The organism is Anoxybacillus sp. EFIL, from assembly GCF_013096955.1.
GTDB classification, from domain to species: Bacteria; Bacillota; Bacilli; order Bacillales; family Anoxybacillaceae; genus Anoxybacillus; species Anoxybacillus ayderensis.
On record NZ_SDLH01000002.1, the window covers coordinates 167,788 to 193,063 of the forward strand.

Here is a 25,276-nt window from a genome sequence, read left to right on the forward strand (position 1 = left end):
CGAAAAAATTTACTAAAATTTTTACTAGTAGGCGAAAACGCTTACTAAAATAAATTCATTTCTAGGGGGAGATAACAATGAAAAGGAAAAGGATAATTGTGTTTGGAAATTTAATTGCTTCTATGATTTTACTTTTTTTGGTGGGATGTAAAGCGGAGGAGGTAGATGAAAAAGATAGTTCAAGTGAAAAAGTAAAAATCGAATTTTTTCATTATAAGTCTGAAGCGAAAGATACATTTGATGAATTAATTTCCAAATTTGAAAAAGAAAACCCTAATATCGACGTTGTTAACGCCAATCCGCCAGATGCTGAAACGGTTTTGAAAACTCGCGTTGCTAAGCGGGATATTCCGGATATCGTCGCTATTGGAGCAAACTCTACATTCGCTGAACTGTCCAAAGCAGGTGTATTTGTCGATGTAACGAACGCCACAGAACTTGATTCCATTCAACCTGCTTATATTGATATGTTACGCGATGTTACTGGATTAGAAAAAGTATACGCCATTCCATATGCAGCCAATGCAGATGGAATTATTTATAATAAAACGATATTTAACGAACTTGGTTTAACGGTTCCAAAAACATGGGACGAACTAATCGCTGTAGCTGAAAAAGTGAAAGCGGCTGGTAAAACGCCATTCTATTTCACATTCAAAGATGCTTGGACTACCTTGCCAGTCTATAACGCACTCGCTGCCAACACGCAAGGAGAGAATTTCTTCGATCAGTTGAATGATGGAAAAACAACTTTCCAAAAAGGATATAAAGAAGCAACTGAAAAATTTGTCCAATTACTAGAATATGGTCATAAAGATAACTTTGGCAAAGGTTATGCAGATGGGAACGTCGCTTTTGCCAAAGGTGAATCAGCGATGTACTTACAAGGAATTTGGGCTATACCGGAAATCCGAAAAGCAAATCCTGATATTGAACTAGGCGTCTTCCCTTATCCAGCTACAAATGATCCTGAAAATACGAAACTCGTTTCTGGTGTCGATTTACTTTTAGCTATTTCTAAAACGTCAAAACATCCAGAAGAAGCAAGAAAATTTGTAAACTTCTTACTTGATCCGGAAAATGCGAAATTTTACTTAAGCGAACAAAATGCATTCTCTGCCATTAAAGGTATTACACAAGAGGATCCTGCTTTAGATGGATTGAAAGAAAGTTTTGAAAAAGGAGCTCTCGTTGACTTCCCAGACCACTATATCCCACTTGCAGTCGGTTTAGAAAAACTTTTACAACAGCTTACGCATGATAAAGATGTAGAAAAATTCCTTAAAAACTTAGACGCCGAGTGGGAAAAAGTACAGGGTCGTAAATAAACGCATTTTGAGAGGGAATTAGGATTCAACCTAATTTCCTCTTCCCCTACATGAGGAGGAAAACATATGAAGAAGAGGGATATCGCACTTTCAACAAACAAACATATTCTTTTACCCGTAAAAAGCATGAAAAAGCCGAAAAATATTGCGATTTATCTTATGACGATACCTGCTGTTGTTCTATTTGCAACATTTCACACATTCCCGGCTATTCAAGGAATTTTCTACTCGTTTACAAACTGGGATGGCTTAAGCTTTGATTACGATTTTGTAGGATTAAAAAATTATCACTATTTATTTCAAGACGAAAATGTGCTCAACTCTTATCTTTTTACGTTTAAGTTTGCTTTTTTTTCAACTATTTTAGTAAATGTGTTAAGCTTATTAATCGCGATGGGGCTCAATGCAAATATTAAGTTTAAAAACTTTTTTAAGGCTGTCTACTTTCTGCCAAATATTTTAAGCGTCCTCATTGTTGGTTATATTTTCAACTACTTATTCGCCAATGTTATTCCTTTATTAGGAGAAAAATTAGGAATCGACTTTTTATCTACCAATATTTTGGGGAAAGAAAAATGGGCTTGGATCGGAATCGTCATTGTCGCTGTTTGGCAAGCTTGTGCGTTTAATACCATTTTATATCTAGCAGGCTTACAAACGGTTCCTGCAGAGTTGTATGAGGCTGCAAGTATTGATGGTGCTAATAAATGGCAAAGTTTTTGGCATATTACATTTCCAATGATAGCCCCTTTCTTCACAATTAATATGGTTTTAGCTATGAAAAACTTTTTGATGGTCTTTGACCACGTTGTGGCTCTTACTGGCGGCGGACCTGGCCGATCAACCGAATCGATTTCGCTTTTAATTTATAATGGCGGATTCCAAGGCGGTGAATTCGCTTACCAATCCGCAAACGCTGTCATCTATTTTATTGTCATTATGGTCGTATCGTTATTGCAAATTAAATTTCTACAAAAACGGGAAGTGGATATGTAATGAAAAAGAAAACAAATTGGTTCGTCACGTGTTTAATTGTTATCGGATCATTGTTCATTTTGTTTCCTTTATATATGGCTATTTCAATCGCTTTAAAAACACCAGAAGAGTTAGCGCATTCCGTCTTTTCGCTGCCAATCGGACTACACTTTGAAAACTTTACAAAAGCAATCGAAGCAACGAACTTTTTTCAAGCATTTAAAAATAGTGCGTTTATTACCATTACCACTGTCATTTTTACCATTTTAACAAACTCGATGGTGGCTTACGCCATTGCTCGAAACATGCATCGTAGATTTTTCAAAATCTTGTATTACTACTTTGTCAGTGCATTATTCATCCCGTTTCCGATCATTATGTTACCGATCGTTAAGCAAACATCTGCATTCGGTATGAACAATCCAAGCGGTTTAATTTTTCTGTACATCGTTTATGGAATTGCCTTTAACATTTTTATCTATGTCGGATACATTCGTTCCATTCCAAAAGAACTCGAAGAAGCTGCCATCGTGGATGGATGCAGCACGTGGGGCGTTTTTTGGAAAATTGTCTTTCCGCTTCTAGCACCGATTAACGCAACCATCGGTATCCTTACTTGTTTATGGGCATGGAACGACTTTTTATTGCCTTTAGTCATATTAAGCGACCAAGACGATATGACTTTACCATTAGTCCAATACGTGTTTCAGTCTGAATTTGGCACAGATTATAACTTGGCATTTGCCTCCTACTTAATGGCACTTTCACCAATGATTATCGTTTACTTGTTTGCGCAAAAATGGATTATCAGCGGAGTAATAAGAGGCGCAATTAAATAAAAAATAATGGGGGATTACCAATGGCGATTACGTTCGATTCTATAAACAAAACATTTCACTTACAAGCAAAAGACACAAGCTATGTTATGCAAATTTTCCGCGACGGGTATTTAGCCCATCTTTATTTCGGGAAAAAAGTTCGCAACTATCACCATTCGAATAAATTACAGTTTTTAGATCGAGGATTTTCTCCTAATCCAGACCCATCTGATCGAACATTTTCATTAGATACATTGCCGCAAGAATATCCAGCATACGGCAATACAGACTTTCGCACACCTGCTTATCAAATACAACTTGAGAATGGGTCTACTGTATCGGATTTGCGCTATAAAACACATAAAATCTACAAAGGCAAGCCGAAATTAAACGGATTGCCAGCGACTTATGTCGAAACAGAAGATGAAGCGGAGACGCTGGAAATCGAGTTAGAGGATGATAACACCAAGCTAAAAGTAATCCTTTCTTATACCGTATTTGAACATTTCAATGCGATTACACGTTCCGTTCGCTTTGAAAATCAAGGTTCAGAAAATATAAAAATTTTACGTGCGTTAAGCATGAATATCGATTTTCGCGATGCGAACTTCGATTTTCTGCATCTTTCAGGCGCACATTGTCGAGAGAGATATATGGAAAGAAAACCACTTTTTGTAGGTACTCAATCGATCGAAAGCCGAAGAGGGGCAAGCAGTCATCAACAAAACCCATTCATCGCGCTGTTGAGAAAAAATGCCAATGAAGACGAAGGCGAAGTATTTGGCTTTAGCCTCGTGTACAGCGGCAATTTCCTTGCACAAGTGGAAGTTGATCAATTTCACACAGCACGTGTGTCGCTAGGAATTAATCCGTTTGATTTTACTTGGCTATTAGAGCCTGGCGAAGCGTTTCAAACACCGGAAGTGGTGATGGTCTATTCCGATCAAGGACTAAACGGGATGTCGCAAACGTTTCATCGACTATACCGAACTCGTTTAGCCCGCGGACCATTCCGAGACAAAGAACGTCCAATTCTTATTAACAACTGGGAAGCTACCTATTTTGATTTTAACGAAGAGAAAATTTTGGAAATTGCGAAAGCAGGTAAAGAATTAGGAATCGAGTTATTTGTATTAGATGACGGTTGGTTTGGTAAACGGGACGATGATAAAAGCTCTTTAGGAGATTGGTTCGTTGACAAAAGGAAGCTTCCAAATGGATTAGCAGGACTAGCTACAAAAATCCGAGAGATGGGAATGCAGTTTGGACTATGGGTTGAACCGGAGATGATTTCGGTCGATAGCGATTTATATCGCAAGCATCCAGACTGGTGCCTCCATGTTCCAAAACGGCCGCGTTCAGAAGGACGTAATCAGCTTATTTTAGATTACTCACGTAAAGAAGTGTGTGATTACATCATCAAAGTAATGTCCGATATTTTATCAAGCGCCCCCGTTTCCTATGTGAAATGGGATATGAATCGTCACATGACCGAAATCGGATCTGCTGCCTTGCCGCCAGAAAGACAAAGAGAAACAGCCCACCGTTATATGTTAGGGTTGTATCGCGTAATGGAGGAAATCACCTCCAAGTTTCCGCACGTTTTATTTGAAAGTTGTTCAGGAGGAGGCGGGCGTTTTGATCCAGGGATTCTTTATTACATGCCGCAAACGTGGACGAGCGACAATACAGATGCGATCTCTCGTTTAAAAATTCAATACGGCACAAGTATCGTTTATCCAATCAACGCAATGGGAGCGCATGTGTCAGCAGTTCCAAACCATCAAGTTCATCGCATCACTTCACTGGATATTCGCGGGCATGTGGCGATGTCAGGAAACTTTGGCTATGAACTCGATTTAACGAAATTAACCGATGAAGAGAAGGAAAAAGTGAAAGAGCAAGTGGCCTTTTATAAAGAAATTCGCCGTTTAGTGCAATATGGCAACTTTTATCGAATCCTAAGCCCATTTGAAGGAAATGAAACGGCGTGGATGTTCGTTTCAGAAGACCAATCTGAAGCGGTTGTCGCTTACTTTAGAGTATTAGCGGAGGCGAATGCTCCACTTTCTTCAATTCTTCTAAAAGGGTTGGATCCGAATAGACAATACTATCTAATTGGAAAAGGAGTTGAAGAAGGAGAAGTATATGGTGGCGATGAGTTAATGTATGTGGGATTAAATGTTCCATATCTTGAAGGGGATTTCGTGAGTTTTATTTGGGTATTAAAAGAATGGAAGGATAATGAGTGTTAAAACTAATAATCAAAGTGGTGTTTTAAATGATTAAGCAATTAGAAAATGAATATATAAAAATATTTCAAAGGGAATATGGAAGATTTTTATTTTTCTTCGCCCCCGGTCGTGTCAATTTAATCGGTGAACATACTGATTATAACGGAGGGTATGTGCTTCCTTGTTCATTGCATATCGGAACGTATGCGGTTGCCAGATTAAATGATGATGGGATGATTCGGCTCTATTCCAAAAACTTTCATGACGATGGAATCGTTTCGATAAGAAAGGACGAACTCGCCTATGACGAGTGTCATGGATGGGCGAATTATCCAAAGGGAATCATCCAAGCGCTTATGCCGAAACATGTTCAAAAGGGCATTGACGTCTTATACTATGGCAATATTCCGAATGGGGCAGGGCTATCTTCTTCTGCTTCTATCGAGCTCGCTACCGCCGTTATGTTGAACGAGTTGTTTCAACTTCGTATGGAGATGATGGAATTAGTAAAAATTAGTCAAAAAGTAGAAAATGAATATATCGGTGTGAATTGCGGGATTATGGATCAATTTGCGGTCGGAATGGGGAAAGCAGGACATGCGTTATTGCTTGATTGCCAGACACTGAAGTACCAATATTTGCCCCTTTCTTTAGAAGATTGTTCGATTGTTATTGCAAATACAAATAAAAAGCGAGGGTTAGCGGATTCAGCATATAACGAGCGCCGTGCGACATGTGAACAGGCGCTTGCCAAATTACAGCGCTATGTAAGCATCCACTCTCTTAGTGATTTAACGATCGAGCAGTTTAACGAATATGCACATGTTCTTTCACCGATAGAACAAAAACGAGTGCGTCATGTCGTTTCGGAAAATGAACGAACGAAACAAGCTGCCTCTGCTTTACAAAAGGGAGATTTGCATACATTTGGACAATTGATGCGCAAATCACATGAATCATTGCGTGATGATTACGAAGTGACGGGAAAAGAGTTAGATACGCTCGTGGAGGCAGCGTGGAAACATAAAGGGACGATTGGGGCACGCATGACAGGAGCGGGGTTTGGCGGTTGTACAGTAAATATTGTAAAAGACGATCATATTCCGTCGTTTATCGAAGAAGTTGGGAAAATGTATGAAATGGAGATAGGGTATGCACCAAGTTTTTACGTAGCGAAAATTGGTGACGGGGCGAAACAACTGACAAAAGAAGGGGAGAGCATGCGATGATTCTCATTTGTGGGGGAGCAGGATATATCGGGAGTCATGCCGTGTATCGTTTCATTGAAAAAGGAGAACAAGTCGTTGTTGTCGATAATTTACAAACCGGGCATCGAAAAGCTGTTCATTCAGATGCGCTGTTTTACGAGGGAGATATTCGTGATCGTCACTTTTTAAGCGACATATTTAAAAAGCATGAAATAGATACAGTGATTCATTTTGCGGCTCATTCCCTTGTTGGAGAAAGTGTCCAAAACCCATTAGCTTATTACAACAATAATGTTTATGGAACAGAAGTGTTACTTGATGTCATGAATGAACATGGCGTAAAACAAATTGTATTTTCCTCAACAGCGGCTGTGTATGGGGAACCAAAACATATCCCTATTCAAGAGGAAGATGAAACAAATCCTGAAAGTCCGTATGGTGAAACAAAACTAGCAATGGAAAAAATGATGAAATGGGCGAACATTGCATACGGTATTCGTTACATTTCTTTACGATATTTCAACGTCGCAGGCGCGTATGGAACGATGCTTGGCGAAGATCATCGCCCTGAGACACATGTCATTCCTCTTATTTTACAAGTGCCGCTAGGAAAACGAGAAGAGTTTCATATTTTTGGAGATGACTACGACACATATGACGGCACTTGTATTCGCGATTACATTCACGTATTAGATTTAGTAGATGCTCATATGTTAGCGGTGGAAAAACTAAGAAAGGGTAGTGAAAGCGTCGTATACAATTTAGGAAATGGCAACGGGTTTTCTGTCAAAGAAGTCGTTGAAGCAGCACGTCGTGTCACAGGGCATCCGATTCCCGCCAAAATTATGCCGAGACGCCCTGGGGATCCTGCGCGCTTAGTTGCTTCATCCGAAAAAGCGAAACGTGAGCTTGGATGGAAGCCAATATATACAACAATAGAAGAAATTGTTTCTTCGGCATGGGAGTGGCATAAAGCGAATCCGAACGGGTATGAAGAGGTGTAGCGATGGTAAACATTTATGAAGAAATTGAAGCACTTATTCAGTATGCACTTTATCATCGTTTAATTGAAAAAGAAGATGTCATTTATACGCGCAATCGACTGCTAGCTTTGTTAAAGCTGGATGAATGGAAACAAGTAGACGTTACCCCCTCCTCCGACCGTCCACTTGTTTCGATTTTACAACATATCATGAATTGGGCGGAAGCGCATGGGCGATTTGCTGGAAAGACAGTGACAGAACGTGATTTATTTGATACAGAAATTATGAATTGTTTTGTGGCCCGTCCGTCTACGATTATTCAAACGTTTTATGAGAAATATAAACGAAATAAGCAAGAAGCAACAACTTGGTTTTATGAACTGAGTCAAGCGTCCAATTACATTCGTGTAGACCGAGTGATGAAAAATAGACGATGGAAAGTGCGAACGAAATACGGCGATATGGATATAACGATCAACTTATCTAAGCCGGAAAAAGATCCTCGAGATATTGCGCGCATGAAGGAAACAAAAGAGCAACATTATCCTCCTTGCTTGCTATGTATTGAAAATGAAGGGTATGCTGGAACGATTCGACATCCTGCGCGAGCGAACCATCGGATCATTCCTGTTGAGTTATGCGGCGAACGTTGGTTTTTTCAATATTCACCTTACGTTTATTACAACGAGCATTGCATCGTGCTTCGCGATAAGCATGTACCGATGAAAATGGAAAGAAAAACATTTGAGCGGTTGCTTGATTTTGTCGATCAATTTCCTCATTACTTTATCGGTTCAAACGCGGATTTACCTATTGTAGGAGGATCGATTTTATCGCACGATCATTTTCAAGGTGGACAATATACATTTGCGATTGAAAAAGCTTCAGCTGATTTTTCGTTTACACTCGCTGCTTATCCTCACGTACAAATGAGCGTCATTCGTTGGCCTATGTCAGTGATACGTATACGCGGAGAAAAACAAGATGTGTTAGAAGTTAGTGATTTTATCTATAAAGAATGGCAAACGTATAGCGATCCGAAAGTGGATATATATGCACAAACAAACGATGTACCGCATAATACGGTCACGCCAATTGCTCGTAGACGCGAGAAGTTGTACGAGATGGATATTGTGTTAAGAAACAATCGCACATCAGAAAAATATCCGTATGGTATTTTTCATCCGCATGAGGAATTGCATCATATTAAAAAAGAAAATATCGGTTTAATTGAAGTCATGGGATTAGCTGTATTGCCTAGCCGATTAGCGAATGAATTAGAGACGATTGCAACATACATGAAAAATAACACACGAAGAGAGCAATGGGATTCGTCATTATTGAAACATTGGGAATGGGTGCAAGAGATTATGGAGAGACATCCGCTCATCGATGATGTACATGAGCTATTAAAAGAAGAAGTAGGAAAACGATTCGAACAAGTGCTTGAACATGCGGGTGTATTTAAACGAACGGAAGAAGGAAAGGAAGCGTTTTATCGTTTTATTCGTCATATTCAAGAAAAACATAGATAAAGACGGAGGAGAAACCATGTATGTAGGAGTGGACTACTATCCAGAATATTGGCCAAAAGAAATGATCGATGAAGATATTCAAGGAATAAAAGAGCTTGGAGCTAACATCGTTCGTATTGGGGAATTTTCTTGGCATTTAATGGAGAAAGCAGAAGGGAATATTGACTTTTCTTTTTTCGATGAAGTAGTAAAAAAGTTGAAAGAAAACGGGCTTTCGATCATGTTTGGTACGCCGACCGCAACGTTTCCAGCTTGGCTAGCAAAAAAGCACCCAGATATTTTATCGAAAGACGAATATGGACGTACTCGTGTATTTGGGGGACGACGACAATATTGTTTTAATTCGAGAACGTATCGCTCATATGCAGCCAATATAACGGAACAACTTGTTAAACATTACAAAGATGAGGAAGCGATCGTTGCTTGGCAAATCGATAATGAATTTGGACATGAAGGAAGCGATATGTGTTATTGTGAACAGTGTCATCGTGAGTTTCAGCAATTTTTGAAAGAAAAATATAAACAAATTGACGCATTAAATGAAGCGTACGGAACAATTTTTTGGGGGCAGACGTATAACGATTTTTCAGAAATCCCAATGCCAACAAAAACAATAACAACGCATAACCCGTCTTTGCAGTTAGATTGGGCACGTTTTCGTTCGTTTTCAGTCAATCGTTTCGCTCATGAAATGACAAACATCGTCAAAAAATATAAAGGTTCTCATCAGCAAGTAACGACAAACGTATCTGGCGGATTTTTTAATAAATGGTTTGATCACGAAGAAAATGTGCGCGAAATGGATTTTGTATCGTACGATAACTATCCGGTATGGGGAGGACTAGATGAGCCGATTTCTCCTGCGGCGATTGCGATGAGTCATGATTTTAATCGCGGATTGCTCGGAAAAAATTATTGGATTGTTGAAGAGTTAATGGGGGCTCAAGGACATGAGATGATCGGATATTTACCGCGACCGAATCAAGCAAAAATGTGGTCGTATCAAGCGTTCGCTCATGGATGTACGAATATGTTATATTTTAGCTGGCGAGGAATGGATCGAGGGGCCGAGCAATTTTGTTATGGCATCGTTGACCATAGCAACGTACGAGGTAGAAAATATAAAGAAGTACAATCTGTTTTTTCACATATTCCGACATTTGAACACGTATTACAGTCGCCAATTCAAGCGCATATTGCTGTTTTATATGATTATGATAACATTTGGTCGTGGCGTTTTCAGCCGCAAAGTAAGGCGTTTGACTTTACAACCGAACTTCTTCGGTTATATGAGCCGTTTTATCGCTTAAATGCAAATATTGACGTCATTCCTGTTTCACGGGATTTTTCAAAATATAAAGTACTTATCGTTCCTGTATTACAAATCATTGACGAACAATTAGCAGAAAAATTGAAAATGTTTGCTCGTCGTGGCGGGACAATTATATTTTCTTTTCGAACAGGGCTAAAAAATAAACAAAATAATATTCATTTTAAACATGTATTACCTGCGCACGTCAGTGATCTTATCGGTGCGCATATTCATGAAGTAGAATCTCTAGCATATCGTCATGTTCCAATCATCGGTGAAGGAAGATGGCAAGGTAAAAAGGCGATGTGCTCCGTATGGCGAGATTTGCTTGAACCAACAACAGCTAATGTATTATATCGATATGACGATCCGTTTTATCCTCTCGCTGCGATAACTGAAAATGAATACGGTGATGGGAACGTCTATTACGTTGGAGGAGGAGTAGATGTTCAAGCGCTTCGTGACATGGCTAAAGAAGTTGTGCAAAAGCATAACATATGGCATGTAGAAAGCGCAGAAGGTGTCGAAGTATATCGACGTGTATGTGAAGATGTGGAGTATCTATTCATTTTAAATCATACCGATCAAGAGAAACAATTTGGCGATTTGGTTCTAAGACCGTATGATAGTCAAATCGTTAAAATTTAGCATAAATAAAGGAGTGGCATCGATGGCTACATTGAAAGAAATTGCCGAGAAAGCAGGGGTTTCGGTCGCCACTGTATCGCGTGTACTAAACTACGATACAACGTTATCCGTCTCGGATGAAACGAAAAAGCGCATTTTTGAAATTGCCCAAGAGCTGAACTATAAAACGCCTAGAGAACGCAATCAAATGAGTGCAAAAGACCGACTTCGCTTTGGGGTGGTCAACTGGTATTCGGAATCTCAAGAGCTTGACGATCCATACTACATGGCTGTGCGCCTTGGTGTTGAAAAGGAATGTTTTCGCCGCCAAATTGAGTTAGTCAAGTTATTTAAAAAAGAAGGCTCGTATGAATCGGAGTGGTTGACAGGGTTAGATGGGATTATAGCGGTCGGGAAGTTTGGGAAAAGGGAAATTGACTTGTTTGCATCTGTTACCGACCATATCGTTTTTGTTGACTATTCGCCTGATGAAGATCGCTTTGATTCTGTCGTTGTCGATTTTCGAAAAGCGACAGCTCGCGTTCTTCAATATTTAATTGATCTCGGTCATAAACATATCGGCTATATTGGAGGGCGTGAATATGTTGATGACGGTCATTTAATTCAAGATGAGCGTGAGCGTACATTTTACGAATATTTATATTTGCGAGGTATGTTTATTCCAGAATATGTATTAACAGGGCGTTTTATTGCAGAGGATGGGTATATGTTAATGAAACAAGCACTTCAGCTGCCGAATCGGCCAACTGCGTTTTTTATTGCAAGCGACTCGATGGCTATTGGAGCGTTGCGGGCGTTGCATGAAGCAGGAGTTGATGTTCCAAATGAAATTACAGTTGTCGGTTTTAATGATCTCCCTACATCAAAATTTGTTCAGCCTCCATTATCCACTGTGCAAGTTTACACAGAATTTATGGGAGAAACAGCGGTTGAATTGCTTGTCGAACAAATTCAAACGAAAAGAGAGATTCCGAAAAAAATTGTTGTTCCGACGAAACTTGTCGTAAGAGAAAGCAGCTGTGCTTATACAGTAAAGAAATAGCTTCCGCTTTGGCGAAAGCTATTTCTTTATATAACAAATAAGTTAATTAGTTTGTTTATTGAACAAACTAAAATGTTGCTGTTATAATTAAGAAAATGATAATTAAAGAAAATTCAATATTTTTGAGAGGACTGACAGTACAGCTGGTTTCGGTCTTTATCTACACGAGGAGTGAATGAAATGTCAAAAAAAGTACGGTGGGGAATTTTAAGCACGGCTCATATTGCAAGGGAGACGATGATTCCAGCTATTCAGCGTGCAGAGAACGCAGAAGTTGTAGCTATTGCTAGTGGAAATGATAGAGTACACGAGATCGCTGAACGCTTTCACATTCCTAAGGTATACAGTACTTATGAACAGTTATTGAATGATCCCGAGATTGATGCTGTATATATTCCGCTTCCTAATCACATGCACATGAAATGGACAATCAAGGCGACAGAACATAAAAAACATATTCTTTGTGAAAAGCCAGCTGCTTTATGTGAAGACGATGTTCGAAGAATGGTAGAGGTTTGTAGAGAAAATAGTGTCATCTGGATGGAAGCATTTATGTATCAATTCCACCCGCAACATAAGAGAGTAAAAGAGATAATGTCATTAGGAGAAATAGGAATTGTAAAAAGTATGAGAGCAAGTTTTTCTTTTTATCTTGTCGAGCGAGAAAATAATATTCGAATGGAGAAATCACTCGGAGGAGGAAGTTTATTAGATATAGGATGTTATTGTGTCCATTCGATCCGTTCTTTGTTACATGCAGAACCAGTTATTTTGTCTGTTCGCTCCACTTTTGATCACATGAAAGGTGTAGATATAGTCACAAGTGGTTGGCTAAAGATGAGCAACGGCGTGCATGCTTTATTTGATTGCAGCTTCGATATGTTTTCCCGCAATGAATATGAAATTATCGGAACGAAGGGAAAAGTAACCGTTCCGCGGGCGTACCGTCCTGACATACAACAAGGCAACGGTTTAATCATCATCCAAACGGATGACGGAAAAACGCGGGAAGAAGTAGTAAACGGCGACCAATACCGTCTACAGGTGGAGCACTTTTCACAATGTATCCTCGCTGGAACAACGCCAAGCTATTCGGACGATGCGATCATCCAACAAGCGAAAGTGTTAGATGCGTGCCGCATGTCAGCGGAAACAGGAAAAGTGGTCGAGTTAACCGTTTAAGCAACGTACGAAGAAAGGTAGGAAGAGGGATGAGAATTGTACAGGAACAATGGACGGAAGTAGATGGCCGTCCGATTATCGCCTATACCTTTACGAACGATAACGGGATGGAAGTGACGTGTTTAAATTATGGGTGCATCATTACAAAAATATTGGCTCCTGACAAACACGGAAACTATGAAAATGTTGTCTTAGCGTTCAATGAGTTTTCTCCGTATCTTACAAACAGCCCGTATTTCGGAGCGGTGATCGGAAGAGTGGCGGGAAGGATAAAAAATGCCTCTTTTGAATTAAACGGAAAAACCTATACGTTATACAAAAATGAAAACGGCAACCATTTACATGGCGGCAAAAAAGGATTTCATCATGCCATTTGGCAAGGAGCGGGATTTTCTAAAAAGGAGGAAGCCGGCGTCCAATTTTCGTATACAAGTGTCGATGGAGAAGAAGGTTATCCGGGCAATGTAGACGTTCAAATCACATATACGTTAAATAACCAAAACGAGTTCATTATTTCTTACCGTGCGACTTCTGACCAAGACACGCCGCTCACGTTAACGAACCATACGTATTTTAATTTGAGCGGCAATTTAAAAAGCGATATTTTACACCATCGTTTAAAAATCAAGAGCAATCAGTTTTTAGAGCTGGATAATGAGTTTATTCCGACCGGTGTGCTTTTAGATGTGGCGAATACGCCTTTTGACTTGCGTGAAGGAAAAACAATCAAAGAAGGCGTGGAAGCAAATCATCCGCAAATTGCTTTAGTCGGGCAAGGGTATGATCATCCGTTTTTATTAAATGCTCATCACGACGAAGAAATCGTTTTGTTCGACCCAAAAAGCGGACGAACATTACTAGTAGAAACAGACGAACCAGGGGTAGTAGTATATACGGGCAATCAGCTTCCGGATGAAATAAAAGTAAACGGAGTGCCATCGCGAAAATATTTAGGCATTTGTTTAGAAACGCAAGCATTGCCGGATGCGGTACATCATCCGCATTTTCCTTCTTGCATTTTGCGAGCAGGTGAAGTGTATTCATCTGTTACGAAATATACGTTTCGTGTACATGAGGAGGGAGAAAGATGAACTATCGTCGGTTAGGAAACACAGAACTGGAAGTGAGCGAAGTAAGTTTCGGAACGTGGGTGATTGGCGGTTCTTGGGGGCAAACAGATGATAGTGAAGCATTGAAAGGGTTGCAGCGGGCGATTGATGCTGGTGTCAATTTTTTCGATACGGCAGATGTTTATGGCGACGGTCATAGTGAAGAACTTCTAGCAAAAGCGACAAAAGGAAAAGAGGACGACATTTATATCGCCACGAAATTTTGTCGGGCGGGGGACATTCATGATTTTCGCACCTACTCCGAAGAAAACGTGCGGAAATATTGCGAAGGAAGTTTAAAGCGCTTGCAACGTGAACGCATCGATTTATATCAAATTCACTGCCCGCCGTTTGAAGTGTTAAAAGATGGTCGGGTGTTTGAAGTGTTGGATAAGCTGCAGCAAGAAGGAAAGATTCGCTATTATGGCGTAAGTGTCGAAACGGTGGAAGAAGGGCTGTTTTGTCTAACGAATCCGAACGTGAAAGCATTGCAAGTCATTTTTAACATTTTCCGCCAAAAACCGTTAGAACAATTGCTTCCGCAAGCAAAAGCACAAGGTGTCGGGATATTGGCGCGGCTGCCGTTGGCAAGCGGATTATTGACAGGGAAATTTAAAAAAGATACAACATTCGCCGAAAATGATCACCGCCATTTTAATCGAGATGGGCAACACTTTAATGTTGGCGAAACGTTCGCTGGGCTTGAGTTTCATAAAGGGGTAGAGCTCAGTGAACAGCTAGCGTGGATCGCAGACGGCAGAGGCAATATGACAAGAGCCGCATTGCGCTGGATTTTAGATCATGACTCCGTTACATGCGTCATCCCAGGCTTTAAAACGGTACAGCAAGTCGAAGACAATTTGCAGGCGCTCAACGTCCCGTCCTTTAGCGAAGAAGAAAAGGAACGGTTAACAGAGTTTTATAAAAATGAAATCCATCCGTTTATTCGCGGGGCGTATTAAGAAAAAGGCATCCAGCTCGTTTGGATGCCTTTTATTTTACAGAAACACTTCTATTTTTTTCCCTTTTTTCAGGAAATCTTCGATGACAAAAAAAGAAATTCCTAATGCCGTTGAATAAAGCGATAATTTAGAAAAATGAATGTTGACATTCGCGCGGTGAAACGGCAAGGTGCGCTTGTCGATAACTTGTTGGATGGCAGGGAAAAGCCATTTTTTTGCCATCGATAAGCGGTTGCCGATGATGACTTGCTCTGGATTAAACGTATTGATCAAATTATTGATTCCAATGCCTAAATAGCGACCGATGCGCTCTAATAATGCGAGCACGTCTTGATGATTGTTTTCTGCCAATTGTAATAGTTCTTCTAACGATACCTCATTGTCAAAAAACGGACTCGCTCCATCCAATAGCGCTTTTTCCGAAGCATACAATTCCCAGCAGCCAATACTTCCACAGCGGCACGGTGGACCGTCGGCTTCGATCGTCATATGACCGCTTTCTCCAGAAAACCCGCTTGTTCCTCTATATAGCTCTCCGTTTAGGATTAAGCCGACACCGATGCCAATACCGGCACTTACGTAGATGATGTTACGAAAATCTTTACCTGCACCACTACGTTTTTCCCCATATGCACCAGCGTTTGCTTCGTTATCAATCATGACAGGAACGTGGAACGTTGCTTCGATGTCTTGTTTTAGCGGGATGTTTTTCCATCCTAAATTTGGGGCGAATAATAACTCTCCTTCTTTATCAACAATACCTGGAACGCCGATGCCAATTCCGACTAAGCCGTATCGGCTGTCTGGCATCCGTTCCGTTAAATATAAAATGGTTTCTTTTATACGTGTTAGGACAGAAGAATAATTTTTGTCATGAAACATCACTTGTTTTTCAAGGACGATATTTCCTTGCAAATCGGTTAGCACGCCAAGAATGTAATGAACCCCTAAATCAATGCCAATGGAATATCCGGCTTTTTCATTAAATAACAATAAAACAGGCCGTCGACCACCGCTTGATTCTCCTTGCCCGATTTCATACACAAGCTCTTCGTCCATTAACTCTTTTACTAAAGAAGAAACAGTCCCTTTATTTAATCCGGACCGTTGTGCCACATCCGCCCGTGACAAAGGCCCTTGGCTTTTCACCATATCAAGAACAAGCGATTTATTAATTTTTTTAATTAAATGTGGATTTCCAGTTATTCTTGTCAAATTTATCACCCTGATTATCAATGTATCATAATTGTATGAAAAATTCTAGTTCACTTTGTTTGTTTTATAGACAAACAAAATGGAGGGTTTTATAATGTAAGTCAAGAAGAAAGAAGGGGCGCCTTTTCAATCTAAATTTATATGGTGGGAACGTGTTTTAGTTATGTGAAGACAGAGGTGATTTAATGATCCATCTATATGTTAAACAAAAGATGGCTCGCTTTAATACGCTACGTAATCAAATTTTAACGATCTATATTTTTGTGATGACACTTGTGCTATTATTTGTAGGAGTTATTACATTTCATATTGTTTCGTCACTACTGAAGAAAAATGCAGAAGAACAAATACAACAAACAATTATTCAAGCAAATGGAAGGTTAGAATCTTTATATAAACAGTTAAATTCACTAACTGCCCAAATTGTGACTGATATATATGTTCAACGTACATTTTTGAAAGAAGTACAAGGTAAGTATTTGAGTTTTGAAGAGAGGCAGTATTTAATGCAAGTAGTAAACTCATATCAAACATATTTTGATGGTATTCAATCGTTTGAATTATATACAAACGATTATAAGCGAATATTTCCTCTAAATGAAATGAATTTAGTAGAGCGAGTGGGAGTAGAATGGATTCAGGAAATAAAAAAACAACGTGGCAAGATGGTTTGGATTGGGCAAGATCCAAAATCGTCTCATTTTTTTGTCGTTGCGCGTCAAATTCGATTGACAGATCATTCTTTTTCATCAGGCGGTTACTTGTTAGTACGGGTTAATACTGATTATTTTCAATTTAGTGGTTTTTCTGAACAAAAAATAAACAATCAAAGTTATACATTGGTATTAGATGAGAAAGGTCACAAAATTTTCTCAAGTTTGCCCGCATATCTCATACACGTTTTATATGTAAAGAAAAAAGAAGAAAAAAATTATATGGTTGTCGAGCAGACCTCACCTCTTACAAAGTGGAAGATAATTATCGTTACGCCTTTGGAAGCGCTTATAAAAGGTGTCGATATTTTAAAAAATGCAATAATTCTCTCAGGTACTTTTGGTTTTATCATCTTCTTTGCTTTTTCTTTTTTTCTATCCACTATTGTAACTCGCCCACTTTTAAAGTTAACGAAAATTATGCACGGTGGGAGGAACGGAAAATTAAAATTAAGCCCTCCGATTTCGTCTACTATTGAAATTGATGAATTAATTGAAACATACAACTCTTTAGTAAATGATATTAATCATTTAATACAAATGGTTTACGAAAAAGAGTTAGTTCGAAGTCAAGCGGAACTGAAAGCGTTGCAGGCTCAGATCAATCCACATTTTCTTTTTAATACACTTGATGCGCTGTATTGGTCGCTTATTGAAAGAGATGAAGAAGAATTAGCGAAATTTGTATTAAATATGGCTGAGCTGTTCCGTTACACAATTAGCCATTCTGATCATGATGAATGGGTGACAATTCGAGAGGAAATGGAACATATTCAACGTTATATGGAAGTGATGAGGGTAAGGTGGGGAGAACGATTTGTTTGGAAAATTACTGTTCCTGACCATTGTTTACATGTAAGAATTCCGAAATTACTCATTCAGCCGCTTGTTGAAAATGCAGTTCTGCATGGAGTTGGAAATAAAACAGGTATAGGTACAGTTTCAATCAGCATGACAGAATGTATGGAGGGAAATGAGTTGCTTATTAAGGTGCAAGATGATGGAAACGGTATGGATGAAAAAGATTTGAAAACGTTGAAAGAAAAGTTAACAAGTAAAACGGTTCCTTCGATGAAAGGGAGTGGGATCGCGCTCATGAATGTTAACCGACGATTACAGCTTTACTACGGCGAAGAGCGAGAGTTACTTATTCACAGCGAAGCAGGGAAAGGAACATGTGTAACATTTCAAATTCCTAAAAGTGGGTGAAGCTTCGTGAGAAGTATAAAAACGATTTTGATTGTTGATGATGAGCCAAGAGCACGTGAAGGAATGAAAAAGGTTCTAAATTTGTGGGCAATGGGAAAATATGAAATTGCATGTGCTAGTAGTGCTGAAGAAGCAGTTTCTATTTTACAAAAGAAAAAAATCGATGTGTTATTAACAGATATTCGTATGCCGCAAATTTCAGGTTTAAAACTTATTCGTACCCTTAAGGAAAAAAATGAAATTCCTATTATCATTATCTCGGCTTACTCCGAGTTTACGTACGCTCAGGAGGCGATCACGTTAGGTGTTGTAGACTATTTGCTTAAACCGGTAGATAAAGATAAACTGATTGAAGCGGTGGAGAAAGCACTTGATATATCAGAAAGTCTGGAAAAGGCAAAGAAGATCGAAAAGATTTTGGATGACCATGTCATAGGAATACACGAAGAGAAACTTTCTTCACCTATTAAAAAAGCGATTCAGTTCATTCATGAAAACCTCGACAAACCTTTTAGTTTAAGTGATGTATCTAAATATGTATATTTAAATTCGAGTTATTTTAGCGCCCTATTTAAGCAAGAAATGAATATGACGTTTAGTGAATATGTAACAAGATGTCGATTACAAAAGGCGAAAAACTTATTAATAAATACGAATTTATCGATTGCTGAAATTAGTAGCGTCGTAGGGTATCAAACATCTAAGTACTTTATTAAAATATTTAAAGAGTTTGAAGGGATTACTCCTTATCGTTTTCGAAAAGAGTATCTAAAAAAAATGGAATTTTAAATGATGAATGTTACCTTACTAGGAGCCATCACTCGTGCTACATTAGAAGTAAGAAAACGAAAGGGGGATTTTGAAAGTGTTAAAGAAAGCGCATACAATATTGTGGCTAGTTGTTTTAATGCTTGTTTTAGCGGGCTGTTCAGAAAAAACAGCTGAGAAAGACACAGAAGGAAAAGGTGAGGAAAAAGTAACACTCACTTTCATGCATCTTTGGCCGGCGGGAAGTTCTAAGCAGCATAACATGATTGTAAACGAAATTATTCAAGAGTTTGAAGCAGAAAATCCGAATGTAAAGATTAAACAAGAAATTTTGGAAAACGAACAGTATAAAAACAAACTGAAAGTATTAGGGGCTTCGAATGAACTTCCTGATATTGGGATGACATGGGCTGCAGGGTTTTTAGAGCCTTATGCGAAAGGAGGGCTCTTTACTCCACTAGATGATCTGTTAGCCGACGGATTGCGTGAAAATTTTGTTTCAGGTACAACAGAGCCATATGCATTAGAAGGAAAAACATATGCCCTTCCTTTAGAGTTGAATATTACTCCTATTTACTATAACAAAGGGATTTTTGAAAAATATAATTTGGAAGTCCCTAAAACATACGATGAGTTTAAACAAGTTGTACAAGTACTGGTAGATAACGGGGTTGCCCCTATTGCTCTAGGAAATAAAGATCGTTGGACAGGTTCGATGTGGTATATGTATTTAGCTGATCGTATTGGTGGAGCAGATACATTAAAAAATGCGATTAACGGGAGCGGTACGTTTGAGGATCCGAGTTTAGTACAAGCTGCAGAAGAAATACAAAATCTTGTGAGAATGAAAGCATTTATTAAAGGATTTAACGGTTTATCGAATGATGAAGCAAAGGCAGAATTTACAAATGAAAAGGCTGCTATGTATTTGATGGGAACATGGGATTTACCACAGTTCACAACAAATGAAGATATTCCAAAAGAATTTAGAGAAAAAGTAGGATTTTTCAAGTTCCCAGAAGTTGAAGGTGGAAAAGGAAATATTGATAGCTGGGTTGGTGGACCAGGCGTAGGGTTATTTGTATCTGAAAATTCAAAACATAAAGAAGAAGCGAAACAATTTGTGAAGTTCTTTGTTGAAAAATGGGGAGAACGTTCTGTCACAAGAGCTGGTGTCATTCCAGCAACAAAAGTGAATACCGCCAACATTGAATTACCACAAATGTATATTGATGTTTTAAATGAATTAGCAAATGCGAGCAACATTACATTATTTGCCGATGTGCAGATGAACCCAGAAGCCGCACAAACTCACTTGAATTTAATTCAGTCGTTATTTGGGGAAAGTGTCACACCGGAAAAATTCGCAAAACAGCACCAAGAAGCATTGTCTAACACACGCTAGATATGAAGAACAGAAAAAGGACATATTTTTATAATATGTCCTTTTTCCTCAAAGTATGAGGGAGGAAATAATATGGACAAAGTAATGTCTGATAAACGTGTCATCGCATTATACGTTCTACCTGCTTTATTAATGATCGTTATATTAGTTTATGTCCCGATTATTATGACGGGATATTATAGCTTAATGCAATGGGATGGAATAGGTGAAAGAACATTTATTGCATTGGACAACTATAAACAGTTATTAAAAGATAGTATGTTTTGGAAAAGTGTATATCATTCATTTTTATTAGCTGTTTTTTCTGTTTTGAGCCTTGGTGGTTATTTAGTTGTCTCTCTTATTCTTGCGGGAAGGATAAAAGGCGCAAATATGCTTCGGAAAATTTATTTAATTCCTATGTTGCTTTCCTCTGTGGCTATTGCTCAGTTATGGTTAAGAATTTATCATCCTTCTAACGGAATGTTGAACCAATTTCTTTCATCTTTAGGGGTAGATGATCCTCCAAATTGGCTTGCTGACCCTTCAATTGTACTATATTCTGTTTTTATACCTATAATTTGGCAATACGCAGGGTTTTATATATTGATCTACTACGCAGCTTTAAAAAATATCCCATCTTCCATTATTGAAGCAGCTATTATTGATGGGGCTAATCCTTGGCAGTTAGCATATAAAATTAAATTGCCGCTCATTGCTGGTGTAATCAAAGTGACAATCGTATTGGCTGTTGTCGGTTCTTTGAAATATTTTGATTTGATTTATGTAATGACTGGCGGTGGACCAAACGGAGCAAGTGAAGTTATTGCTTCTTACATGTATCAAAAAGCATTTCGTAGTTTCAATTTTGGATACGGGAGTGCAATTGCTTTTTCTCTGTTGATTCTTTGTATTGTTGCTACGTGGTTAATTAGAAAGTTAACGCACACAGAAGAAGAAGTTCAATATTAATAGTGTATGGGGTGCTGATACGATGGAGAAATCGACATATATATATATGAAAAAAATAGGCATGTTTCTTTTTTATATGATGCTATTTTTAGTAGCTGGATTACAAATACTTCCTCTTGTCTGGTTATTATTTTTCTCTCTGAAAAACAACCAAGAAGTATTTAATACGCCTCTTTTTTCTTTACCTTCCCCTCCACGTTGGGAAAACTATGTGAAGGTATGGGTTGAAGGGGATATTGGTCTTTATTTTTTCAACAGTTTGTGGATTACTACTGTATCAGTCATTTTTACCGTTTTATTAGCTAGTTTTGTAACGTTTGCGATTACACGGATGAATTGGAAACTTAAACATGTCGTACTTGGATTGTTCATGGTCGGATTAATGATTCCGATACACTCGACACTTATCCCTTTGTTTAACTTTTTTATGAAAGTGAAGCTCATCGATCATCCGATGTCGATTGTTTTAACAAATATAGGTTTCAATTTACCTATCACGATTATGATTTTACTAGGTTTTTATAATGCTTTGCCACGTGAACTTGAAGAATCGGCTGTGATGGATGGTTGCTCTGTGCATCGTATGTTTTTCCAAGTAATTTTGCCAATGACTTCCCCGGTTATTGTAACAACGACAATTATTAACATGATTTATAACTGGAATGAGTTTGTATTTGTTAACACATTCATTAGTTCAGACGAGTATAAAACATTAACAGTAGGAATACAAAATTTCATCGGACAGTATACAACCGATTGGGGAGCAATTGGAGCTACTTTAATGATTAGTGTGTTACCAATTTTAATTATTTTCTTCTTTTTAAGCAATAAAATTATGGAAGGAATTACAGCTGGGGCAATTAAAGGATAAGAAAGGGGTATGGTTATGCCGAAAAATATGTTTTTTAATGCGCATCATTCACCAGTCGGAGCATTTGCTAGTTTTACACTGGGGTTTCCCGGAAAAAGTGGAGGATTAGATCTCGAATTAGCTCGTCCTCCAAGACAAAATGTGTTTATTGGTGTAGAGTCATTAGAACAGTCAAATGTATATGATGTATTGCCATTTTTACAAATGGAAAATGAAGATGAAAGCAGACGATACGATATTGAAAACCCAGATCCAAATCCGCAAAAACCAAACATTCTTATTCCGTTTGCAAAAGAGGAGATCAAGCGCGAATTCCGTGTGGCAACCGATACGTGGAAATCTAGGGATTTAACGTTTACGATTTATTCGCCAGTAAAGGCGGTGCCTGATCCTGAAACAGCAGCCGAGGAAGAACTCAAGTTGGCGTTGGTTCCGGCTGTAATTGTAGAGATGACGATCGATAATACAAACGGAACAAGAACACGGCGGGCGTTTTTTGGATTCGAAGGCACCGACCCGTACACCTCGATGCGGCGGATCGATGATACGTGCCCGCAGTTGCGCGGGATTGGCCAAGGACGGATTGTGGGCATTGTCTCCAAAGACGAGGGTGTTCGCTCTGCGTTGCATTTTAGTATGGAAGATATTTTAACAACACCGCTTGAAGAAAACTGGACATTTGGACTTGGGAAAGTTGGGGCGTTAATCGTCGATGTGCCGGCGGGAGAAAAGAAAACATATCAATTTGCCGTTTGTTTTTACCGCGGCGGCTATGCAACGGCGGGAATGGATACTTCTTATTTTTACACCCGTTTCTTCAATAATCTCGAAGAAGTCGGCCTTTATGCGTTAGAGAAGTCGGACGTATTAAAGGAGCAGTCGTTCCGTTCGAATGAACTCATTGAAAAAGAATGGCTCTCCGATGATCAGAAGTTTATGATGGCGCATGCGATTCGCAGCTACTATGGCAATACCCAGTTGCTTGAGCATGAAGGAAAGCCGATTTGGGTCGTTAATGAAGGCGAATATCGGATGATGAACACGTTTGATTTAACGGTTGACCAACTCTTTTTTGAATTGAAAATGAACCCTTGGACGGTGAAAAATGTACTTGATTTGTATGTGGAGCGATACAGCTACGAAGATTGTGCCCGTTTTCCGGGAGACGAAAAGGAATATCCGGGAGGCATCAGCTTTACCCATGATATGGGAGTTGCTAACACATTCTCGCGCCCACATTACTCGTCATATGAGCTATATGGCATTAGCGGCTGCTTTTCGCATATGACACACGAACAGCTCGTCAACTGGGTGCTTTGCGCGGCGGTATACATTGAGCAAACGAAAGATTGGGCATGGCGCGACAAGCGGCTCGACATTTTGGAGCAGTGCCTTGAAAGCATGGTTCGCCGCGATCATCCAGACCGAGAAAAGCGAAACGGAATTATGGAACTTGATAGCACGCGCACGATGGGTGGCGCAGAGATTACAACATATGATAGTTTAGATGTTTCCCTCGGCCAAGCGCGTAATAACTTATATTTAGCAGGAAAGTGCTGGGCAGCCTATGTCGCGCTTGAGAAATTGTTTAGCGATGTCGGCAACGAAGAGCTAGCCGTGTTAGCTGGTGAACAAGCGGAAAAATGCGCAGCGACTATCGTAAGCTATGTGACGGATCAAGGATATATCCCAGCGGTGATGGGGGAAGGAAATGACTCAAAAATCATTCCAGCCATTGAAGGGCTTGTATTCCCTTATTTTACGAATTGCCATGAGGCGTTAAAAGAGGATGGACGTTTTGGGAAATATATTCAAGCGCTGCGCAACCATTTGCGTTATGTATTACAGGAAGGAATTTGCCTCTTTCCAGACGGCGGATGGAAAATTTCCTCGACAAGCAACAACTCGTGGTTAAGTAAAATTTATTTATGCCAGTTTATTGCTCGCCACATTTTAGGGTGGGAATGGGACGAACAAGGAAAACGGGCTGATGCGGCTCATGTCGCGTGGCTCACGCATCCGACGCTCTCCATTTGGAGTTGGAGCGACCAAATTATCGCTGGTGAAATTAGCGGCAGCAAATACTACCCGCGCGGCGTAACGAGCATTTTATGGTTGGAGGAGGGAAGATGAAAGGGCAACTGTACTGGGAGGAAGGAAAACTTTTTCGTTTATGTGAATGGGGAATGAGATTAGCGTATGTGAATGTTCTTTGGTTTTTCTTTACTTTCGCTGGGCTGGTTGTGGCTGGAATCGCTCCATCTTCCATTTCTTTATTTACTGTTATGAGAAAATGGCTGACAGGACAAGAGGATATTCCTGTATTTCAGACGTTTTTTTCCACATACAAAAAAGAATTTTGGCGAACAAATGCAATAGGATTTGTTTTAGGAACCGGTGCCGGTGTATTGTTTCTTGATTTTTTATTTATGACTTACACGAAAGGGATGCTCTCCCTCATACTTTTGGCATTTTTGCTGATGATTACGATGTTTTATTTCATTGTTTGCTTGTATATTTTTCCGGTTTATGTTCATTACCATTTGCGAGTAGTTGATTATATAAAACATTCATTTTTCATCGGAATAGCTAATCCGGCAACAACATTGACGCTGACTATCTCGGTTATTTTGATAGGAATGTTGTTTTTGTCTATACCGGCGCTCATTCCGTTTTATGGAGCTAGTTTATGTTCTCTCATTGTAATGAAAGGGGCATTAAAATGTTTCCGAAAGATAGAGGGGAAATTGTCATAAACTTATAACAAACAAACTTTGTTTATCTAATAGACAAACAAACAAAAAGGCG

Annotated in this window: 20 protein-coding genes; 19 read left to right on the top strand and 1 reads right to left on the bottom strand. The window is 39.2% G+C overall.

What is annotated here, in order from left to right; genetic code table 11:
• Nucleotides 1-77: 77 nt before the first annotated feature.
• The 12 genes from ES017_RS03945 to ES017_RS04000 all read left to right on the top strand — a co-directional run bounded on the left by ES017_RS03945 (nucleotide 78) and on the right by ES017_RS04000 (nucleotide 15,336).
• Nucleotides 78-1,328: an ABC transporter substrate-binding protein gene (locus tag ES017_RS03945; protein WP_136260287.1), complete on the top strand. Its 1,251-nt coding sequence runs from the start codon at nucleotides 78-80 to the stop codon at nucleotides 1,326-1,328.
• A 126-nt stretch (nucleotides 1,329-1,454) separates the two neighbouring features.
• On the top strand, nucleotides 1,455-2,324 hold the full coding sequence (locus tag ES017_RS03950) for a carbohydrate ABC transporter permease (protein WP_026011502.1): 870 nt from the start codon (nucleotides 1,455-1,457) through the stop codon (nucleotides 2,322-2,324).
• Nucleotides 2,324-3,142 carry a carbohydrate ABC transporter permease gene (locus tag ES017_RS03955; RefSeq protein ID WP_019416708.1) on the top strand — a complete coding sequence of 273 codons (819 nt, stop codon included), beginning with the start codon at nucleotides 2,324-2,326 and terminating at the stop codon, nucleotides 3,140-3,142. The genes ES017_RS03950 and ES017_RS03955 overlap by 1 nt, the downstream gene beginning before the upstream one ends.
• 20 nt (nucleotides 3,143-3,162) lie before the next feature.
• The gene (locus ES017_RS03960; protein ID WP_019416709.1) at nucleotides 3,163-5,376 is read left to right on the top strand and encodes an alpha-galactosidase; all 2,214 of its coding nucleotides are present in this window, start codon (nucleotides 3,163-3,165) and stop codon (nucleotides 5,374-5,376) included.
• A 26-nt stretch (nucleotides 5,377-5,402) separates the two neighbouring features.
• The gene (locus tag ES017_RS03965; protein ID WP_171334789.1) at nucleotides 5,403-6,584 is read left to right on the top strand and encodes a galactokinase; all 1,182 of its coding nucleotides are present in this window, start codon (nucleotides 5,403-5,405) and stop codon (nucleotides 6,582-6,584) included.
• Nucleotides 6,581-7,567, top strand: coding sequence for a UDP-glucose 4-epimerase GalE (galE, locus tag ES017_RS03970; RefSeq protein WP_019416711.1), 987 nt, complete (start codon nucleotides 6,581-6,583; stop codon nucleotides 7,565-7,567). Before ES017_RS03965 ends, galE begins: the two co-directional genes overlap by 4 nt.
• Before the next feature lie 2 nt (nucleotides 7,568-7,569).
• Complete coding sequence (galT, locus tag ES017_RS03975; RefSeq protein WP_019416712.1) at nucleotides 7,570-9,081, top strand: UDP-glucose--hexose-1-phosphate uridylyltransferase; 1,512 nt, start codon at nucleotides 7,570-7,572, stop codon at nucleotides 9,079-9,081.
• A gap of 16 nt (nucleotides 9,082-9,097) precedes the next feature.
• The gene (locus ES017_RS03980) at nucleotides 9,098-11,041 is read left to right on the top strand and encodes a beta-galactosidase (RefSeq protein WP_019416713.1); all 1,944 of its coding nucleotides are present in this window, start codon (nucleotides 9,098-9,100) and stop codon (nucleotides 11,039-11,041) included.
• 22 nt (nucleotides 11,042-11,063) lie between these two features.
• Nucleotides 11,064-12,083 (top strand): LacI family DNA-binding transcriptional regulator, encoded by a 1,020-nt coding sequence (locus ES017_RS03985; RefSeq protein ID WP_026011503.1) that lies wholly within the window; start codon nucleotides 11,064-11,066, stop codon nucleotides 12,081-12,083.
• A 180-nt stretch (nucleotides 12,084-12,263) separates the two neighbouring features.
• Nucleotides 12,264-13,265 carry a Gfo/Idh/MocA family protein gene (locus ES017_RS03990; RefSeq protein WP_019416715.1) on the top strand — a complete coding sequence of 334 codons (1,002 nt, stop codon included), beginning with the start codon at nucleotides 12,264-12,266 and terminating at the stop codon, nucleotides 13,263-13,265.
• A 29-nt stretch (nucleotides 13,266-13,294) separates the two neighbouring features.
• Nucleotides 13,295-14,356, top strand: a complete 1,062-nt coding sequence (locus ES017_RS03995; RefSeq protein ID WP_019416716.1) for an aldose epimerase family protein — start codon at nucleotides 13,295-13,297, stop codon at nucleotides 14,354-14,356.
• On the top strand, nucleotides 14,353-15,336 hold the full coding sequence (locus tag ES017_RS04000; RefSeq protein ID WP_019416717.1) for an aldo/keto reductase: 984 nt from the start codon (nucleotides 14,353-14,355) through the stop codon (nucleotides 15,334-15,336). Before ES017_RS03995 ends, ES017_RS04000 begins: the two co-directional genes overlap by 4 nt.
• A gap of 36 nt (nucleotides 15,337-15,372) precedes the next feature.
• Here ES017_RS04000 and ES017_RS04005 read toward each other — a convergent pair whose 3' ends face one another.
• Nucleotides 15,373-16,551, bottom strand: coding sequence for an ROK family transcriptional regulator (locus tag ES017_RS04005; RefSeq protein ID WP_019416718.1), 1,179 nt, complete (start codon nucleotides 16,549-16,551; stop codon nucleotides 15,373-15,375).
• A 185-nt stretch (nucleotides 16,552-16,736) separates the two neighbouring features.
• Here ES017_RS04005 and ES017_RS04010 point away from each other — a divergent pair, with 185 nt between their 5' ends.
• The 7 genes from ES017_RS04010 (at nucleotide 16,737) to ES017_RS04040 (ending at nucleotide 25,224) form a co-directional block, all read left to right on the top strand.
• Nucleotides 16,737-18,473, top strand: coding sequence for a sensor histidine kinase (locus ES017_RS04010; RefSeq protein ID WP_035065403.1), 1,737 nt, complete (start codon nucleotides 16,737-16,739; stop codon nucleotides 18,471-18,473).
• A 6-nt stretch (nucleotides 18,474-18,479) separates the two neighbouring features.
• The gene (locus ES017_RS04015; RefSeq protein WP_019416720.1) at nucleotides 18,480-19,262 is read left to right on the top strand and encodes a response regulator transcription factor; all 783 of its coding nucleotides are present in this window, start codon (nucleotides 18,480-18,482) and stop codon (nucleotides 19,260-19,262) included.
• A gap of 76 nt (nucleotides 19,263-19,338) precedes the next feature.
• The gene (locus ES017_RS04020; RefSeq protein ID WP_019416721.1) at nucleotides 19,339-20,646 is read left to right on the top strand and encodes an extracellular solute-binding protein; all 1,308 of its coding nucleotides are present in this window, start codon (nucleotides 19,339-19,341) and stop codon (nucleotides 20,644-20,646) included.
• Between the two features lie 72 nt (nucleotides 20,647-20,718).
• Nucleotides 20,719-21,597, top strand: a complete 879-nt coding sequence (locus ES017_RS04025; RefSeq protein WP_019416722.1) for a carbohydrate ABC transporter permease — start codon at nucleotides 20,719-20,721, stop codon at nucleotides 21,595-21,597.
• 46 nt (nucleotides 21,598-21,643) lie between these two features.
• Nucleotides 21,644-22,468, top strand: coding sequence for a carbohydrate ABC transporter permease (locus tag ES017_RS04030; RefSeq protein ID WP_370628343.1), 825 nt, complete (start codon nucleotides 21,644-21,646; stop codon nucleotides 22,466-22,468).
• Nucleotides 22,469-22,483: 15 nt separating this feature from the next.
• Nucleotides 22,484-24,601, top strand: a complete 2,118-nt coding sequence (locus ES017_RS04035) for a glycoside hydrolase family 52 protein (RefSeq protein ID WP_019416724.1) — start codon at nucleotides 22,484-22,486, stop codon at nucleotides 24,599-24,601.
• The gene (locus tag ES017_RS04040) at nucleotides 24,598-25,224 is read left to right on the top strand and encodes a YesL family protein (RefSeq protein ID WP_019416725.1); all 627 of its coding nucleotides are present in this window, start codon (nucleotides 24,598-24,600) and stop codon (nucleotides 25,222-25,224) included. The genes ES017_RS04035 and ES017_RS04040 overlap by 4 nt, the downstream gene beginning before the upstream one ends.
• Nucleotides 25,225-25,276: the final 52 nt, after the last annotated feature.